This is a genomic window from Komarekiella delphini-convector SJRDD-AB1 (genome assembly GCF_014831675.1).
In the GTDB taxonomy this organism is placed as follows: domain Bacteria; phylum Cyanobacteriota; class Cyanobacteriia; order Cyanobacteriales; family Nostocaceae; genus Komarekiella.
The window spans coordinates 30,239-48,522 of sequence record NZ_VJXY01000020.1; the positions used below are offsets into that span (position 1 = coordinate 30,239).

At 39.6% G+C, this 18,284-nt stretch carries 16 protein-coding genes; 6 read left to right on the forward strand and 10 right to left on the reverse strand.

Annotated features, from left to right (window positions below; genetic code table 11):
* Window positions 1-35: 35 nt before the first annotated feature.
* The 4 genes from FNW02_RS18695 to FNW02_RS18710 form a co-directional block, all read right to left on the reverse strand.
* Window positions 36-1,226: a hybrid sensor histidine kinase/response regulator gene (locus FNW02_RS18695; protein ID WP_191759012.1), complete on the reverse strand. Its 1,191-nt coding sequence runs from the start codon at window positions 1,224-1,226 to the stop codon at window positions 36-38.
* 100 nt (window positions 1,227-1,326) lie between these two features.
* A complete protein-coding gene (locus FNW02_RS18700) occupies window positions 1,327-1,773 on the reverse strand; it encodes a response regulator (protein WP_191759013.1) in 447 nt (148 codons plus the stop codon).
* Between the two features lie 28 nt (window positions 1,774-1,801).
* The gene (locus FNW02_RS18705) at window positions 1,802-4,054 is read right to left on the reverse strand and encodes a CHASE3 domain-containing protein (protein ID WP_191759014.1); all 2,253 of its coding nucleotides are present in this window, start codon (window positions 4,052-4,054) and stop codon (window positions 1,802-1,804) included.
* Window positions 4,055-4,517: 463 nt separating this feature from the next.
* A complete protein-coding gene (locus FNW02_RS18710) occupies window positions 4,518-4,712 on the reverse strand; it encodes a hypothetical protein (protein ID WP_191759015.1) in 195 nt (64 codons plus the stop codon).
* A 402-nt stretch (window positions 4,713-5,114) separates the two neighbouring features.
* Between FNW02_RS18710 and FNW02_RS18715 the strand changes: the two genes are divergently transcribed.
* The 6 genes from FNW02_RS18715 to arsS all read left to right on the forward strand — a co-directional run bounded on the left by FNW02_RS18715 (window position 5,115) and on the right by arsS (window position 10,100).
* The gene (locus FNW02_RS18715; RefSeq protein WP_191759016.1) at window positions 5,115-5,582 is read left to right on the forward strand and encodes a GNAT family N-acetyltransferase; all 468 of its coding nucleotides are present in this window, start codon (window positions 5,115-5,117) and stop codon (window positions 5,580-5,582) included.
* A 197-nt stretch (window positions 5,583-5,779) separates the two neighbouring features.
* Window positions 5,780-6,067, forward strand: coding sequence for a Mo-dependent nitrogenase C-terminal domain-containing protein (locus FNW02_RS18720; RefSeq protein ID WP_191759017.1), 288 nt, complete (start codon window positions 5,780-5,782; stop codon window positions 6,065-6,067).
* A 190-nt stretch (window positions 6,068-6,257) separates the two neighbouring features.
* Window positions 6,258-6,932: a response regulator transcription factor gene (locus tag FNW02_RS18725; RefSeq protein ID WP_191759018.1), complete on the forward strand. Its 675-nt coding sequence runs from the start codon at window positions 6,258-6,260 to the stop codon at window positions 6,930-6,932.
* A 183-nt stretch (window positions 6,933-7,115) separates the two neighbouring features.
* Window positions 7,116-8,084, forward strand: a complete 969-nt coding sequence (arsM, locus tag FNW02_RS18730) for an arsenosugar biosynthesis arsenite methyltransferase ArsM (protein WP_191759019.1) — start codon at window positions 7,116-7,118, stop codon at window positions 8,082-8,084.
* A gap of 15 nt (window positions 8,085-8,099) precedes the next feature.
* A complete protein-coding gene (locus FNW02_RS18735; RefSeq protein WP_191759020.1) occupies window positions 8,100-9,065 on the forward strand; it encodes an inorganic phosphate transporter in 966 nt (321 codons plus the stop codon).
* A gap of 27 nt (window positions 9,066-9,092) precedes the next feature.
* Window positions 9,093-10,100, forward strand: a complete 1,008-nt coding sequence (gene arsS, locus FNW02_RS18740; protein WP_191759021.1) for an arsenosugar biosynthesis radical SAM (seleno)protein ArsS — start codon at window positions 9,093-9,095, stop codon at window positions 10,098-10,100.
* Window positions 10,101-10,830: 730 nt separating this feature from the next.
* On the opposite strand, the gene FNW02_RS18745 is transcribed toward arsS, so the two are convergent.
* From FNW02_RS18745 to FNW02_RS18770, 6 genes are all read right to left on the reverse strand, one after another.
* Entirely contained in the window at window positions 10,831-11,823 is a 993-nt protein-coding gene (locus FNW02_RS18745) for a sucrase ferredoxin (RefSeq protein ID WP_191759022.1), read from the reverse strand.
* A gap of 8 nt (window positions 11,824-11,831) precedes the next feature.
* Window positions 11,832-12,758 (reverse strand): iron-siderophore ABC transporter substrate-binding protein, encoded by a 927-nt coding sequence (locus FNW02_RS18750; RefSeq protein WP_225225757.1) that lies wholly within the window; start codon window positions 12,756-12,758, stop codon window positions 11,832-11,834.
* A 79-nt stretch (window positions 12,759-12,837) separates the two neighbouring features.
* Window positions 12,838-15,462, reverse strand: coding sequence for a TonB-dependent receptor domain-containing protein (locus tag FNW02_RS18755; protein WP_191759023.1), 2,625 nt, complete (start codon window positions 15,460-15,462; stop codon window positions 12,838-12,840).
* A 206-nt stretch (window positions 15,463-15,668) separates the two neighbouring features.
* Window positions 15,669-16,670, reverse strand: a complete 1,002-nt coding sequence (locus FNW02_RS18760) for a helix-turn-helix transcriptional regulator (protein ID WP_191759024.1) — start codon at window positions 16,668-16,670, stop codon at window positions 15,669-15,671.
* Between the two features lie 64 nt (window positions 16,671-16,734).
* Window positions 16,735-17,139, reverse strand: coding sequence for a DUF1636 domain-containing protein (locus FNW02_RS18765; protein WP_191759025.1), 405 nt, complete (start codon window positions 17,137-17,139; stop codon window positions 16,735-16,737).
* A 79-nt stretch (window positions 17,140-17,218) separates the two neighbouring features.
* Window positions 17,219-18,220, reverse strand: a complete 1,002-nt coding sequence (locus tag FNW02_RS18770) for an iron-siderophore ABC transporter substrate-binding protein (protein ID WP_191759026.1) — start codon at window positions 18,218-18,220, stop codon at window positions 17,219-17,221.
* Window positions 18,221-18,284 lie beyond the last annotated feature (64 nt).

Below are 18,284 nucleotides of genomic sequence, written 5' to 3' on the forward strand. Positions count from 1 at the left end.
ACAATCTACTTTAAACCTGACCGATCTAATTGTTATTAACGGGATGCAAAAGAGCGTAATGGCAGCGTTATTATCACCGTTGTCCCAACATCCTGCTTACTTTCAAACTGAATATGACCGCCATGTAGATCCACACACTTTTTAACTATAGAAAGTCCTAATCCTGTTCCTTGAATTACACCGACATTACTAGCGCGATAGAAGGTTTGAAATAGACGTGCTTGGTCTTTCAGGGGGATACCCATTCCTTGGTCTTTTACCTGGAAAGTTGCAAGACCATCTTTACAAATCAAATCAAACCAGATAGTGCTATTTTGAGAGGAATACTTAATAGCGTTGGAGAGCAAATTAGTGAAGATACAATTTAGTAGATCTTCATCCATTTGAGCTTGGGTATGTTCTCCTTGAGAGCTAAAAATAATATTGCACTGATTACCTGCACTAAGTTGAAAAATATCTGTGAGTTCACTACAGAAATTTTCTAAATTTAAAGGTGCAGGTTTGTATTGAAGTTTGGCTGCTTCTGTTTTACTTAAGAATAATACCTCATCTAAGAGTTTAAGCATCTGGTTAATAGCATTTTGAATCCGATCAAAATATTTTGTTCTCCTCTCATCAGTCAGTTTATCACTGTTGTATTCAAGGATATCTATAGAGGTCTGAATAGTAGTCATTGGGGTGCGGAACTCGTGGGAAACCATTGCTACAAAGTTCGACTTTAGTTCATTGAGTTCCTGTTCCTTTGCCAGTGCTTGACGGGTAAGTTCTTCACTCTCCCGTAGTTGGTTAATGATTTCACTCCTTTCAATGGCATAACGAATAGCACGCACTAACCGTTGTATGGTTAATTGATCTTTAACAAGGTAGTCTTGTGCGCCTTCTGCTAATGCTTGCAGTGCTAAATCTTCATCATCAAGCCCTGTTAACACTACCACTGGGATATCAGGTATTGCTAACCGAAATTCTTTCAACGTGTCCAGTCCAATAGAATCTGGCAGGCTAAGGTCTAATAAAACTAGATCGAATCTGCGTTGCCTTCGACTCTCTATCTGATAATTATCAAGTGTGGGTAAAGAATCCCTACTAGCATCTATCGCCTCCGATAGCCGTTCAACATGTGACATCTGCCATTCTTGTTGAGAAGCATGTAAAAAGATCTGGTGTAGCAGATGGGCATCACTAGGACTATCTTCTACCAGTAGAATGTGAATTCTGATCTTTTCCATAGTGCAGGGTTATACCAATTTGCAAGATAATCACCTGATTTCCCATTTGTCAAAAGCGCTTAATCTTCTGGTTTGCAAGCAAAATTGGAAACTTTAAAACTTATGATCTTGGTAGTGTCACTGCTACCAGCCAGAAATCTTTGAGCAAATGTACAACTTGAAAAAACTGGTAGATATCAATGGGTTTTGTTACATAGCAATTAGCATTGAGATTATAGGAACGTAGTATGTCCTGCTCATCGGTTGAGGTAGTCATTATGACAACAGGAATGCATTTGAAATTTGGGTCTGATTTGATTTCTGTTAGTACTTCGCGCCCATCCATCCCTGGAAGATTCAGGTCGAGCAAGATTAAGTCAGGACGAGGGGCATCAGCAAACTCTCCTTGCTGTCGTACGTAGTTCATAGCAGTTTCACCATCTTCAACCCAGTGCAAGTTATTGGCAATTTTGGCATTTAAGAAGCCTTTGATGGTGAGATTAGCATCGCTAGGAGAGTCTTCAACTAACAAAATTTCAATGTGTTGGAATGCCTGATTGTTAATCATGCAGCTATTAAGCCTATATTAAGGTAATTTAATTTTCATTGAGGGTAAGATAAAAGGTTGTTCCTACACCTGGCTCGGACTCAGCCCAGATTCTACCACCATGCCGCTCAACGATTTTTTTGCAGATAGCTAGACCGATGCCCGTACCAGTAAATTCACGACGGGTGTGAAGTCGTCGGAAAACCTCAAAAATCCGCTCAAGATACTGAGACTTAATACCAATGCCATTATCCTGAACCCAGAAAAGCCAAACTGAGTCAGAAGTGCTGTTATCGTAGTGGGGCGTAGCCCGTGAGGAGTGCTGAGTGCTGAGAAAGTTCTCCCCCTGCTCCCCTTCTCCCCTTCTTCTGACTGCACCAATGTGAATCTGGGGTGTTTCCTGTCGGCGAAACTTGATCGCATTGCCGATCAGGTTTTGAAATAACTGCACCATTTGGGTTTTGTCGGCGATTAACTTTGGCAAAGAGTCATGAGTAATGATGGCTTTGCTTTCAGCGATCGCAACATGTAAATTACTTAAAGCTAGGCTGAGGGCAGTATTGCAGTCAACACAGACAAATTTCTGACCACGAGTTCCCACACGCGAATAAGCTAGCAAGTCCTGAATTAACTGCTGCATCCGCTTTGCCCCATCTACAATGTAAGCAAAGTATTCCTGAGCAGACTCGTCTAGAAGGTCTTGATATTCCTGTCCTAATAGTTGGCTATAGCCCGTCACGGCTCGCAATGGTTCTTGTAAATCGTGGGAAGCTACATAAGCAAATTGCTCTAACTCCTGGTTCGAGCGTTTGAGTTCCTCATTCAGTCTTTGTAATTCTGCCGTCCGCTGCTGAACTTTGTTTTCTAGTTCTTCATTTGCCTGTTGTAGTGCTGCTTCGGCAAGTTTGCGATCGCGCAGCGCAGCTTGCTGTTCGCTTATATCAGTGTGAGTGCCTACCCACTCTTGAATCTCTTCGTTAGCATTTAAGACAGGAACCGCACGTGCGGCAAAAAATCGATAGCTGCCATCAGCAACCCGTACGCGATGCTCTGTTTTATAAACACTTTTAGTTGCTAGTGCTTGAGTCCACAACAACTCTGTCAACTTCTGGTCTTCGGGATGAATTGCATTGAACCATCCCCGTCCATTGACTTCTGTATCACTTTGGCCGGTCAGATCTGCCCAAGATGAAAAGTCTTTTGACATCCCATCAGTATCAGCTATCCAGACGGCTTGAGAAGTGGCAATCACTAATGAGCGATAGCGTCTTTCATTCTCTTCCAGGGCAATTTCTACTAGTTTGCGGCGAGTGATATCTTGAAAGAAAATTGATAGTCCTTCTTGAGAGGGGTAGATGCGATTTTCAAACCAGCGCTCCCACGGTGGATAATATTCTTGCATCTGAATAACTCGCTGTTCTGCTACAGCCTGGTGATAGGCATGATAAAACTTGTGTTCAACAGCTTCAGGGAGTTCTTGCCAAATGTTTTTGCCAATCAAGTCTTCGGGGCGACGGTCAAGAATTTGACCTGCTCTTTGGTTGACGTAAGTAAAACACCAATTGTGATCAAGGGCAATAAAGGCATCCGTGACACTCTCTAAAATATTTGCTAATTCTGCTTTTGCGGCTTGCTGTTGCAAACAAATAGCTTCTTCAGATAAAGCCTTGTTAATGCGAATTTGCTTTTGTAGCAGTGAATACACAACAATGAGCAAGATAACACTCAAACCATACCCCAGGCTTACCACAATAATGATTTGAGACAAACGAGCATCTGTTACTGCTGTGCGCTCTTGCAATAAGCTTTTTTCTTCATTTTCCATAGCTTGGCTGATTGCTTGGAGTTGTTGGCGTACCTCTATGCCCCTATCGATAATAGCCATTTGAGTTAGCTTGTCTAAACTTTTTTGACTCAATAGCTTGATTGACTGTTCAAGCAAGGCAAATTTCTGTGCAATTAGGGGTTCAAATGTATCAAGTCGGCTTTGTTGATCAGGATTATCACTGCTTAATTGGCGTATGGCTGCGATCGCTTGGTAAACTTCCTGCTTCTCTCCCTGATAAGTTTCTCGATAAACTGCTTTTTCTGTGAGCATATAACTACTTTGTGCGCTCTCGGCATTGCTAAGACCAATACGCACACGATCTAAACTTTCTATAACTTGATATGTATGAATTACCCATCGCTTTTCTGCTGTCAATCTTTCGATACTCAGGTAGGAGATTGCGCCGACGCCACACAGTAGTATTAATGCTGAGCTAAAACCGCCTGCAACAAATTTTTCTGACAGTCTATTCATGGAATATTCGCAGAAGTATAGCTAATAACCAATTCAGTTTTAGCTTGTATAGCTAGCTACTGCCGACTCTGGAATCAGATATTACAGTATAATTACTTAAAAAATAGATAGTTATAGAGTGATATTTAAACTTAGTTGTGTTAATAACCGCTAATGTCTTAGTGGATTCAATTTTCCAAAAGAGCGCTTTCAAGTAGATTAAGCTATGACACATGTACAATAGGATTTCAGATTGCGATCGCCTCCGGCGGGGCGTAGCCCATCGCACCCAAGTAGATATAGTGTAGTTACTCTCCTCATCCTCTCCAACTCAGCCACTACTCTCTCTCAAAATGGTTCCAGCACCAACAAAAATGAGTGGATAATTGTAGTTTAAACTACAATTATCCACTCTAGATTTACTGAATATAGCTACGAAAAAACCCCAATTTAGATTATTTGCAATTGGGATAGTTCAAACCAATTAACGTGACTCAGTTCCTTGATTGGGGCTACCTGCTACAGAGTCTTCTCCTGGCGCTTCTGGTGTAGCAGTGGGTTTAGCATCACTCTTTTCAGCGTCGCCTGTTTTGCGGATATCTTCTTCGATGGGGGTTTGGTAGCCACCAGAAGCGCTGGGTGTAGTACCTTGATTATCAGATTTTTTTTCTTCAGCCATTAGTGTTCTCCTGGAAATCATTTAGTCATTTATTGTTGACATGATTCTAGGAAAATAGGAAAGGCGAGTTCATCTATCTAGAATCTAGTTATGGCTGATTTATCCCTCTATCGAAAGTATTGTTTAGTACTACTCATATCAGTTTTTGGGAATGCACGAAACAGAATTGTGAAAGTATGAACGCCTCCAGCGGTTGAAAGATAACTTGCAACTGATTGAAGTAGTTATACGCTCAATACAGTTTAGATAAGCACTCTTCACCTTAATTGTGGTCTGAGGAGAAGTGAAGGTGGGCCCCTTCTGGGGATAAGGGTAAGGAGGTCAAACCTTTTCTCTTTAATCGAACTGCTATCTGACAAATAATACTGTGTAATTTTTAATACTAAAATCAGAATAAAATTAATGAAACAGAATAATTTATCATTACCAACTGAGTGCGTTATACGCAAGGCAACATCTGCGGATAAGTGGCCAATTCGATTGTCAGTGTTTTCAGCTAAACTCGATCCAACTCAATTACGTTGGCAGCAATTCTGGGTAATTGAATGTAATGGAGATATAGTAGCTTGCGGACAGCTACGTAACTTCTCAAACGCACAAGAACTTGGTAGTTTGGTGGTTGTACCTGCATGGAGAGGCCGCGGTTTGGGTACTTTTCTGACGCAGCATTTGATCAACGTGGCGACTCAACCACTGTATCTTGAATGTCTGGGTGAACGACTAGCAGAGTTTTATAGTCGCTTTGGGTTTGTACCAATTTCTTTTGAGGACTTACCGCGATCGCTCCAGTCTAAATTTAGATGGCCTGAATTAGGTAAAAAGCTGATTAAAATTCCTGTAGTGTTTATGTATTATTCAAGTCATACCTAAAATAATAGGCGATTTATTCGGAATTCCGGTACTTAAATGTGTAGTTAAGCCTATTCAGAGAAACTCAAGATGCAGTTACAACTAAGAAAGAAGCAATAACTGCATAAAAATGCCGAACCCAACCGTATAGATTTATAGAGATACAAACTCAACAAACTTAAAAACTTTGTAATTTTTGAATGCTCAGGTGAGTAATTATGACAAGCTTTACTCAAGTTTACTTACACAATGACCTACTGCACCCTGTCCGTGAGTGGTTGGAAGCAATAGAAATTCATAATTCCAAACTCGCTCATTTCTTGTGCAAAGCCATTCCTGCTCAGTGTCCGTTTGAACGAGATATCACATTGTTTAGTCGGAAGCTATTTCATATTCCCCCAATGTGTAAATTGAATCCGCTTTATGAGCAAGTAGTTAGTCTGCGTTTTAAAGCTCTATGTTACCTTGCTGATGAATGCGGTGAAGATGTCACAGCTTACTGTTAATAACCAGTTGGAGTCCCTTGTGAACTAAGCAGCTATTAGTAATTGTGAATTTACGGTTGTTACTTACTCAGCTTTATACTAAGCTAACGTACACCTAATTAGATATCTGGCTATTTAGTAGTTAGGATTAATCTAAATTCTTAGACCGTATTTTTGCTTACCACACCCTGCTTAAATCATTAACATTATCATGACGCACATCTTACTGGTTGAAGATGAAGTCAAACTGGCTCGATTTGTCGAATTGGAGCTGACTTATGAGGGCTATCAAGTCAGCGTTGCCTACGATGGATTAACTGCACTTACCGCAGCACGGGAGTTAAATCTAGATCTAGTAATTTTAGACTGGATGTTGCCCGGTTTGTCGGGATTGGAAATATGCCGCCGCCTGCGAAGTACTGGTGATAAAGTACCGATCATCTTATTAACTGCTAAAGATGAAGTGAGCGATCGCGTTGCGGGTTTAGACGCTGGTGCTGATGATTATGTAGTTAAACCTTTCAGCGTTGAGGAATTATTAGCTAGAGTCCGTGCTCATCTGCGAAGAACCCAGGAAGCTGACGCCGCAGATATCTTAGAATTTGAAGACCTGAGCTTAAATCGTCGCACGCGGGAAGTGTATCGGTGTAATCGATTCATTGAGTTAACCGCCAAAGAATTTGACTTACTAGAATATTTACTTGCTCATCCTCGACAGGTTATTACACGCGATCGTATTTTAGAGCAAGTCTGGAATTACGACTTCATGGGCGATTCTAACATCATCGAAGTTTACATTCGCTACCTGCGCCTGAAACTCGAAACTAATAACGAAAAGCGCCTGATTCAAACTGTGCGTGGTGTCGGCTACGTACTGCGTGATTAACCTTTTCCCAATCCACAAGAGAGGTAAAGAGTACTTACCCAAAAAGTATTATCCCCAAACTCTGCTAAAAAATGGAGTTTGGGGATTTTGGCAATTTCAGCGAAAACTCATCTAACTCAGAGTTAACTATATTAGGATGCACAAAGCTAACTCTCTACTACAACACACAACGTTATAACTGCAATGACTTACTTAGAAACAGCAGCGCAATTCTATGGCGAAGTCGCCCAAACACCACAAGTTGGACTTTGTTGCGTCCAAAGCACACCCCTGCAACTACCGGGACTAAAAATTCCTGTGCCGATGCAGGAAATGAACTATGGTTGTGGTACTACCGTTCACCCCACCGAACTAGGAAATCAACCTACTGTGCTGTATGTGGGTGTTGGTGGTGGCTTAGAAGCATTGCAATTTGCTTATTTTTCCCGCTATCCAGGGGCAGTAATCGCTGTTGAACCAGTTGCAGCCATGCGAGAAGCTGCTACACGTAACTTGGAAATTGCAGCTCAAGAAAATCCTTCGTTTGATACCAGCTTTGTCAAAATTTGCGATGGTGATGCCTTTAATTTACCTGTTGCTGATACTACCGTCGATATCGTGGCACAGAATTGCCTGTTTAACATTTTTGAACCAGAAGATTTGACCCGTGCTTTAAAAGAAGCATATCGAGTATTAAAACCAGGCGGACGGTTGCAGATGAGTGATCCAATTGCTACTCGTCCAATTCCAGCACATTTACAACAAGATGAGCGGCTAAGAGCCATGTGTTTATCAGGCGCTCTTACCTATGAAAAGTACACTCAACTTATTATAAATGCTGGCTTTGGTCAGGTTGAAATTCGTGCTCGTCGCCCTTACCGTCTACTTGATTCCCAGACTTATAACCTAGAAGAAAATTTACTTTTAGAAAGTCTCGATTCTGTTTCTTTTAAAGTTGCCATCCCCGAAGACGGTGCTTGTATTTTCACTGGAAAAACAGCAATTTATGCTGGTACAGAACCCTTTTTCGACGACTCAGCAGGTCATCTGCTTCAGCGTGGTATCCCCGCAGCTGTGTGTGACAAAACTGCTGCTAAGCTTGGAGCTCTAAAGCCAGCAGAAATAATGGTTACGGATTCGACCTGGTACTATAGTGGCGGTGGCTGCTGTTAACTCCGAATATTTGAAATGCTGTTAATCAGTATCAGTCTATTTCTGGCTACGCTTTTTTTAGCTTACTCAAATGGCGCAAATGACAACTTTAAAGGTGTAGCAACGCTGTTTGGTAGTGGAACAACTAGCTACCAAACAGCGATTTTGTGGGCTACTTTCACAACTTCTGCGGGTGCGATCGCTTCGATTTTGTTGGTAAGTAAACTAATTAAAAACTTCTCTGGCAGAGGAATAGTACCAGATGCGATCACCAATACATCAGAGTTTCATCTTGCAGTAGCGATCGCTGCTGGTTTGACAGTACTCATTGCTAGCCTTACAGGATTTCCTATTTCTACAACTCACAGTTTAACAGGTGCGCTGATTGGCCCTGGATTAGTAGCGATCGGACTCAAAGTTAATTTTACAGCTTTAGGAAATTCATTTTTTTTGCCTCTATTACTTAGTCCGATAATCGCTATCTCATTGGCAGCAGGAGTTTACAGTTTATCTAACTATATCAATTCCAGATGGCGCTTACCAGCAAATCCGAGAATAGTTGATACTTGTCATTTTATTAGCGCTGGGGTAATCAGTTTTGCCAGAGGATTTAATGACACTCCCAAGATTGTTTCACTGATTCTAATTATTGAATATTTCTCAATTCAAGGAGGAATGATCACTATAGCGATCGCAATTGCACTTGGTGGTTTACTTAACTCCCAAAAAATTGCCGAAACTATGAGTACAAAAATTACTTCAATGAATAAAACTCAGGGCTTATCAGCTAATGTGGTAACTGGAGTTTTAGTCATTGCAGCTACTCAGTTTGGGCTGCCTGTTTCTACCACTTATGTTTCAATTGGTTCCATCTTTGGAGTAGGACTGATTGCTAAGAAAGCCAATAAACGTGTCTTTTATCAAATACTAGTTTCGTGGCTTTTAACTTTACCAATTGCTACAATTATTAGTGGAATAATCTACAGATTATTGCAAGGTTAGAAAAATATATTTAAGGAGTAATAATTAATGCAAACTAAACAAATAAATCAACTAGATAAATTTATTACACCATTCAAACATAAACTTAGTTCATCTTTGACAAAAAAGGAAATCACTGTTTTACAGATTAATCTGGGTAAGCGCTGTAATCTTGCCTGTACACATTGCCATGTCGAAGCCAGTCCTAGACGAACAGAAGAACTTTCCCCAGAAATTTGCCAACAGTTGATTAAGGTAATCCACAGATTTCCCGAAATCAAAATAGTTGATTTAACCGGTGGCGCACCAGAAATGAATTATGGATTTAAGCCATTAGTAGAAGCAGCAAAGTTAACAGGTAAACAGGTAATTGTCCGCTCTAACTTGACCATTTATTTTGAAGATCAGTTTGGTGATTTACCAGAATACTGTGCTAAACACCAAGTGAGAATAGTCGCATCTCTGCCTTGCTACCTAGCAGATAATGTTGATAAAATGCGCGGGACTGGTGTTTTTGATAGTTCAGTCAAAGCCTTACAATGGCTGAATCAGCTTGGCTATGGTAAAGAGCCAAATTTAATTTTAGATTTAGTATACAATCCCCAGTTGCCCACTGGTGAAAAATTTTCCTTGGCTCCTGAACAGACAAACCTAGAAAGAGATTACAAAATGTTCTTACAAGAACATTTTAATATTGTGTTTAACAACCTCTTCACCATTACCAACCTACCAGTTGGTAGAACTCAAATGTATTTAGAACGGAGAAAGCTGTACGCTAGCTATTTGCAATTTTTAGAGTCAAATTTTAATCACAGTACAGTTGAATATTTAATGTGTCGTGATGAACTTTCAATTGACTATCTGGGAAATGTATATGATTGTGACTTTAACCAGATGATGAATCTACCCGCGAAAACTCACAATGGTGAACCCTTGACAGTTACAAAATTGCTAGAAGCTGGCAGTTTAGATTTGATTAATGAGATACAAACAGCCGCTTATTGCTATGGTTGTACTGCTGGGTGTGGTTCTAGTTGTGGTGGTGCTTTGCTATAAAGTCATCAAAGGAAAATTTTGTTACAAATTCTGTTACGTATACATCACTAATAGTTAGATGGGTTTATGATGAGATGTAGTTAAGTCTCCTCACACCACACCAAAAAGCCGCGGAATCTTATAAGTTTCCACGGCTTTTACTTTTTATTGGATATAAATTCAGTAATTAGCATATCCCTATCAAAATATTTTAATCCGATATTAATAAGCATTCTTATGCGGATATAAGTTTGCTCAAGAGAATATATACTGTTTGTTTTTGTTATAGCAACTATAAGTTACTTTAAATCGAGGTCAGCCTTAAGGTTAATTGACATAAATTTGATACAAAAAATATAGTCTGCAATGTGGGAGTATGTTAATTCTCCTTGGGGATGATGGTAAGCTATTACGCTTTTAAATTGCACAGTCACTCATGAGGTTCGTTAACTGCTGACGGTTAACTGTCAACCGTCAACAGTCAATAGCCAACACGAAAAGATGTGCAGATTATATGCGCGACAGCTTATCATCACTAAGAAAATTCTGTTACCAAAATTGTTACGAGTGTATTGCTATGGGGTAGTTAGTTTATGATGATATTTAGTTAAGCTCCTCACACCACATAGAAAGCCGTGAAGCTCCGCGTTTCACGGTTTTTTCTTTTTTATTAACCGTGCAGGCGCGTGAAAGCAGAGTGGGTTTTCTTTACATATTGCTCCATCACGCATTTATGCAACGCCAATTGATGCTATTCTACTGCCGCTAGATAGCTGACATGATACTGTTTAATTTGTTTTAAAGATTCATTTTGTCTCGAAGAAAAAGCGGTCATTACATAACCGCTTACTTCTACTTTGGCTTGATAAGTCCCAGTTCTACTACAATCAATTGCAGTAAAATCAATCCGAATATTAGCCCATTCTTGATGAATTTTATCTTGAGTTAAAATTTGCCCTGATTTTGGATATTGCAGCCAATTCCAACCCTTCTGCATCCATATTTCTCGTTCCACAACTTGCTCAAGCTTTGATAAACCACCCCATCCCCGATAGTAGGGATAAAGTTCTTTGACAGAACCCTTACGCCATACCAATACATCTAGAATTTCTGGCTGTAAATGACCCCAGTAATGTCCTAGCGGTAAATCAACTAAGGTAGGTGCAAATTGGTGTCCACCAAAATGACTGCATCGCCAAACGCGCAGATTTGCATTAGTTGCAGCATATTCAAAACGCAATTTTTTGTAAATGGGATAACCAAATCTGCTACAAGCCGCATCAACATTACCATGTGTGCAGATAAGTAATTCTCTGATATGGCTACTTTTTTGTCGATACTGTTCAAAATCTGGTAAACTTGCTGGTTCTTTAATTAAAGCCAGTGCTAAAGCACCAACCTCACCATCGGGTACGAGAAATGCTTGTTTCTCATACTCAGCAAATAACTCGCCTGGGCGGCGATAGTAAAATACGTGTTTATGACCAGGGATAGAATACTCTTTATCTGGTGCGATCGCTAGCTGTCGAATTGTCCCGCCACCTTCCCACACAAAGTTTAAAGCGTCTATTACTTCCTGTGGCATGGGATTAGGTTCAATCCAAATGAGAATTGGCCAAGGTTGTGTAGCTTCAATAATTAAATATTGTTCCACAGCGATCGCTGATCCAATTGGGTCTTCTCCGTTGGCTTGGGAAATTTGTGAACAAAAACGGCAATGATTTTGAGTCTTGTTAATTGACATATTCAAATTCACTTTACTAAATATTTGAACAAATCATCAAGAATTTTATTGACTCCTAAAGGCCCACCCGCAAACCAATTACTTTGATTCACTACATATACTTGTTTCTTCTTAACCACTTGCAAATGTTGCCAAAGAGGATTTTGTAAATAATATGCAATGTTATTCTGAGATTCATTGATGATGAACAAAACATCTGCATCATATTTGTTTAAGTCTTCTATACTCACTTGTAAAGAATGTTCTTTTTGATTTTTTTGAATTGATGTACGTTTTATACCCACATCATTAATAACTTGGTTAAATACAGCATTACTATTAAAAGATTTGAGGTTTTGTTCAGAAAAGCTAATTACAGATACTTCTTCGTGTAGTCGATTGACCATCTTTCGTTGAAATTCTTTAATTCGTTCTTGATATTGATTTAACACCAATTTGGCTTGTTCTTCCTCACCTAATATTTGGGCAATGTAGCGAAAATTATCTTGAAAAGAATTAAAGCTCTCCCAATCAACTAATACTGTAGGAGCAAAATTGCTAAGTTGATTGTAAATATTTTTTTGATATTCACGTCCTAGTATTAGGTCAGGTTTGAGCATGAGTATTTTCTCAAGAGAAGGCTGAAATGCACTACCAACTTTTTGAATATTTGCCACTTGCTCCTCAGTTATGCCACGAAATAAAACTCCTTGTTCGGGGACATAGGTAGCTATACCAATTGGTTTTACACCCAAAGCCAAAACAGGATCTAGGATAGTTGAATCATGTAAAGTAATGATACGTCGGGGTTTAATCGGAATCGTTGTTTTTCCAAGAGCGTGTTTAACTATTCGTGTAGCTACTGGTAATGAAGAAGTAGGTAAGGCATTATCAAATTGATGAGGGTTATAGTCAGGAATATGCTGACTAACCCATAGTAAAATGATAGAAACCAATCCCCAAAAGAATATTTTGATATAACTTATAAATTGGATTTTTACCTCCTTGAAAAAGTGATAACTAGTAAATACATAATTACCAACTAATGCGGTAATTAACACTCAGGCTTCGACCTCGTTCTAAATTATTCAACAGTTCATCAAGTCCACCACCTGCTTGAGAAAAGACAGAGGAATATTTGTTGTTGAATAGATTTTGAATACCTACCTCTAAATTTCCCGAACCAATTTGAAAACTGCTGATGTAATCGACAACAAGATAATCCCTAATAGTCACAAAATCGCTACCAGCTTCAAAACCGCGATCGCGATTTCCTACATAGAGTAATTGCAATCGGTTACGCCAGCCAGGAGTAGTTTGATTTTCAATATAAGCTGTTAACTTCAATGGCTGAACTTCTAATGTCCGCAAAGCATTGAAATCACCATCTTCATTTTGGTCATCTTCACCCTCTGTCCAAGTCAAACTACTACCAAGTTTCCAGTTTCTTGATGCTTGCCAATCTAAAGTTGCCTCAACTCCGTAGTTTCTTTGAGGAGCGCGAATATATTGAATCGTACCGTCTGGTTGACCTCTAGAAGATAGACCCAGAGCAGAATAGTTAAAAAATCCGGCTAGAGTTGCTTGGACGTTGTTCCAATTACCACGGACACCAATTTCGTAGTTGTCTACTTTTTGCGGCTGGAGAAAGCGAACATCTCTATTAATGCTGAATCCTGGGGGTAAGAAGTTGAGGACGCGGAAAAGTTGCGGTACTGAATAACCTTGAGCAAAGTTAGCAAAAACACTGACTGTAGGAGTAATTTTATAGACAGTGCCAAGATTAAACACTGTGTCACTGAAATCTAGTTCGTCACCTGCAACACTTGGCCCAACATAGGGATCAAAATTATCATCCAGTAAAGGTGTAAATTCGCCCACACTAAAGTTAAAACGTTCGTGACGCACACCACCACTGAGAATTAGTTGCTCGTTTACATCCCATTGCGCCTGAGCAAACAATCCTAAGCCACTCAAATCGAAGGCTGGGTAATAGACTTGTTCACCAATTTTACGCAGAATCCGGCGATCGCTACTACTAGCATCAAAAGCGATGGGATTAAATATCTCTTGGCGAGTATCCCCTTGTTGTTGTTTCTCGTAATCAGCTCCCCATAATAAGGATACAGATGAAGCTAAGGGTGTTTGAATTTGCAACCTGCCGCCAAAAGCTTCTTCTTGCGAACCGAAGCGATTGATGGAATCCGCAAACCGACCCCGGTCATCTCTGCCTACTCCTAGTTCTTCAGAACTGCGATAATAGGCTTGGGCTTGCAGTTTGCTACCAAAAATGCTCTCGTTAGTGTAGTTGAGGTTAACAGATGTACTAGAGATGCGTGGTGCATCAGTTCCTTCGTAAACCTGATTTTCTTTTAAGGCGCTAGTTGTTTGCAATCCAGGGATTGTACGTGTAATTGGATCAGCAATAAAATTAATTTTACGAGAGTTATTGCCTCGATTGAATGTGAATTGTAAACGTTGCTGTTCACCAAGATCAATTCCTAATTTGCCCAATACATTTGTAGAGACAGTATTATCTGATGTAGCGTTGTTGCTGGGAATGCGTGAGCCATTGGCATCAAAGAAACCGCCTACACTATTACGTGAGATGGAAAATACATAGTCAAAAATCCCATCTTTACCAGAAAACCCATATTGCAGGTAATTGCCGAAGCTATTTTCTCCCAAGAAAGCATCAGCACCAGCCGCCGCACTAACTCCAACTTGAGCAGTGGAAGTAAATCCTTCTTCTGTGGGTTTTTTGGTGATAATATTGACCACCCCACCAGATGCACCTTGACCAAAGACGGCTGTGGGGCCGCGTACAACTTCAATCCGTTCAATCGCATCTGGAGAAATATACTCTAACTGAGTATTGACAAAGGAATTACCTTGTTGTGGTACGCCATCAATCAAAATTGATACTGGACGACCCCGCAAAGTTTGAGCATTACCAGCACGGTTGAGTGAGTTTGGCGGGCCCAAGCCTGGAACTGTCCGGCCTAAGATATCTCCTAAATCATTGGTGATGGTTGATTGTTTCTCAATTTCTTCACGGGTAATAACTGTCACGCTACGCGGTACGTTGGTGATTGCTTCCTCTGTCCGCGTCGCCGTCACTACCAATTCAATTGACTCATCAATTTCCGCCGATGGTTGTTCTGTCTGTGGCTGTTGAGTTTCTGGCTGGGGAGGTTGTGAAACAGATGATGTAGCAACTTCTACACCCAAAATTAAACCCTCATCGCCGTCAAACAACTCCACTTTTGGTAAGGTTGTTTCACCTGTAACTGTCACCCTGATAGTATTAGCATCTAAATTGTTGACAGCAATATCCGTAATACCACTAATAGGGTTTTCTTGGCGAAATTCCTTAATTAATTGAACATTAATAATTTCCACCACATAGATATTCCCTTCACTTTTATTTACAGGTTGTAGCTTTTCCCCTTGATTTGTCTCTAAAATTATCTCTAGTCCTTTGTCAGTTGTTTGTAACTTGACATCGGTAATCTGAATTTGTGCTTGAGACAGCAATTGTTTAAGACTGGCAAAAGGTTTTTCGATTTTATGTCCTTTATCTTCTGCCCGCCCAGGTAGGTTAATTAACACTAATGCTAATATCGTCATCAAAACAAGTCTTTGCAGTTGACTAGCCATAACTCCACACAACCGAATGCAAAAATTGAGAAATTTTCTAAATAAATAATCTTTTACACTGCAAAACTTGACTCCAAAACTTCCTCAATTGGGAAACTATGGACAGTATCTTAAGTGCAGCTTTTAGCAATTACTATCAAGAAGCTTACAGGAAAGCCTAAAAGTATGAAGCGTGGACTTGATGGCTAGGCGGAATTTCTTGATGACTAGGCGGAATTCTTTATCTGTTCTTGATGGCTTTTCAGATATAAGCTGGGATTAACCCCATACTTCCTACGAAATGCGGCTGCAAAATAACTGCGGTCTGCGAAACCAATTGCACGAGCAACTTCCCCTATACTCATTTCACCTACTGCTAAGAGTTGTCCTGCTTTTTCTAATCTCTGCTGATGCAAATAGCCAAAAGCAGTTGTATTAAACACTTGACGAAAACCTCGTTTGAGGGTGCAGTCATTCAAACCCACCATTCTGGCTAGTTCGATTAAGGAAGGAGGATTGTCTATATTCTGTAACAAAATATCTTTTGCACGGTGAATGCGGTCTATGTCATCTGGTTTGAGATAATAGGTATTTATTTTAGATTGTCCAAGTGCTAACTCTTCTGCAACTAGCAAGGTTATTAACTCTAAAGCTTTACTTTCTAGATATATGCGCTTAGTAATACCCTGGTAAGGAAATTGTAAAATTTGTTGCAAGACAACTGTAATCACGGACGTGGTATTACCAGAACGAACATAAAATTTTTGTTCTGGTATTCCTACTAAGTGAGCAAGTTGTGCCGATTTTTGCCCAGAGCCAAGGTCTAGACATGAGCAAAAAAACTCTGGTTCGATATGAAGATTAATTGCCAGAGTTCTCTGGTTTGCTAACCATTCATAAGATTCTTTTGGTGCAATACCGCTGCCACAAATAGCGTACTGTCCAGCAAAAGCAGAGCTAGATTGATTTTTGTGACCACCAGAGAGATAAAAGGTAAATTCTAAACTGTGTTTGCGTTCTGGAGATTTGAGAATCAAATAATCATTAAGTTGATAGTCAGCAATTGTTAAATCCAACCCTTCCCGCAAGTGAATATATCGGAGGTGTCCTTGACCTAACTCTTGTGGGTATTTGCAGATAGTCTCCAACTCATCTGCACACTGGTTTGAGATTTCTTCAGTTTCTGCAAAAAGTTCCCAAAAAGCTGGCTGTGAAATCGTGATGGACATTATTTCTATCTAGATATGTAAGATTGCAAATAATATTGATTATTGCAAAAAAATATCAATAAATCTAGTATAAAGTATTGGAGACGATCGCCTCCGGTGTAGGAAGGATGCGTACTAGCAAATGCGAGCGCAATGTCCCAGGTAATTTACCAGGTAAAACATACCCATCTTCACTTTCTTGATAAAGCTGGCTGAATTGCAACAAATCAGTTATATTTTCCTGTGTCAAATCAACAAAATGGTATGTATATTTTTGTGGACAAACAAAGCTGACAGCACAAGAATATTTACTAACGCAACTCCACAAACATCCCACAGACTGAATGTTGAGAGTGCTGTAAGTAGAATTATTTTTTTGCACTTCCAGCAGCTTCAGTAATAGTTGATTTCCTTCGGCGCGCTCGTCTGCTTCTTCATGAGAGAGAACAGCACTACATGATGTACAAACAAATAAGGTGTGAAGTTTCATAATCAGAGAGTTTATAAAAAGTATTTAAACAAATATTCAAGCAATAAATTGGCAGCAATCAGTCTATTTATCGAAAAATTTATGGTGTGTTAACTAGATACTTAAATAAATCATCAATAATCGCGTTTGCAGCTAAAATACCATTCCCAATCCAGTACTTTGGAACTAAATAAACTTTATTTTCTTTTACAGCCTTTAAATTTTTCCACAGGGGACTTAATTTAAGTTGCTCTAATTTCTTTTGGGCTGTTTGATTGCCTTTGGCGTTGTTTTCAGCCGTCCAAATAAATATAATATCACCATCTGCTTTTTCGATTAATTCATTACCGATAGACATTTGAATCGAATTACCAAACAATTTTTGTGCCTGTGATGCAGTAAAATTTTGTGATTTTGGACGAGATAATCCGGCATCTTGCAAAATAGTGCCGCAGAAAGAATCGAGTAGATAAAGGTTAATATTATTAGGATAAACTCGCACTACAGAAACTTTGAATTTTGACAATTTATTACCCATTTGCTGCTTAAATTCTTGGAGGCGAAGGTAATAATTTTCCATAACTTGTTTACCAACTTCTTTCTTACCTAAAGCCACACTAATATTGGTAAATACTTCTTTCCATTTACCACTATGTTCAAATTTAAATAAAACTGTTGGTGCTATTTTTGAAGTGATAGGATAAATATCTCGTTGATATTCAGATCCCGCTATCAAATCTGGTTTGAGTGCGAGAATACTTTCTAAGTTAGGTTCGCCAATTGTTCCGATGTTTTTTACTCCTATTAGTTTATCTTGCCAATATGATGAAAAATCCGAGATTACAGCACCAATAGGTTTAATCCCTAGTGCGATCGCATTTTCAGCATCATCTAGAGTCACAAGTCGCTCAAACTTTTCTGGAATACAGGCGATTCCCGCAGCATGTTCGACCTGACGACAAGCGGTATTTGTACTTTGATAATTAACAGGTATAGAACCATCATGATGACAAGCCACTGCAAGCAGTAGAGTAAAAAATATGACAATTCCCAATCGCCACCAGCGAGTAAAGTTTTTTATTTTGATATAACTGTCATTCATGATGGAATCTCATACCCGACACCTACTTTTCGTCAAAATTCAACCGCAAACGAACCAATCAAGT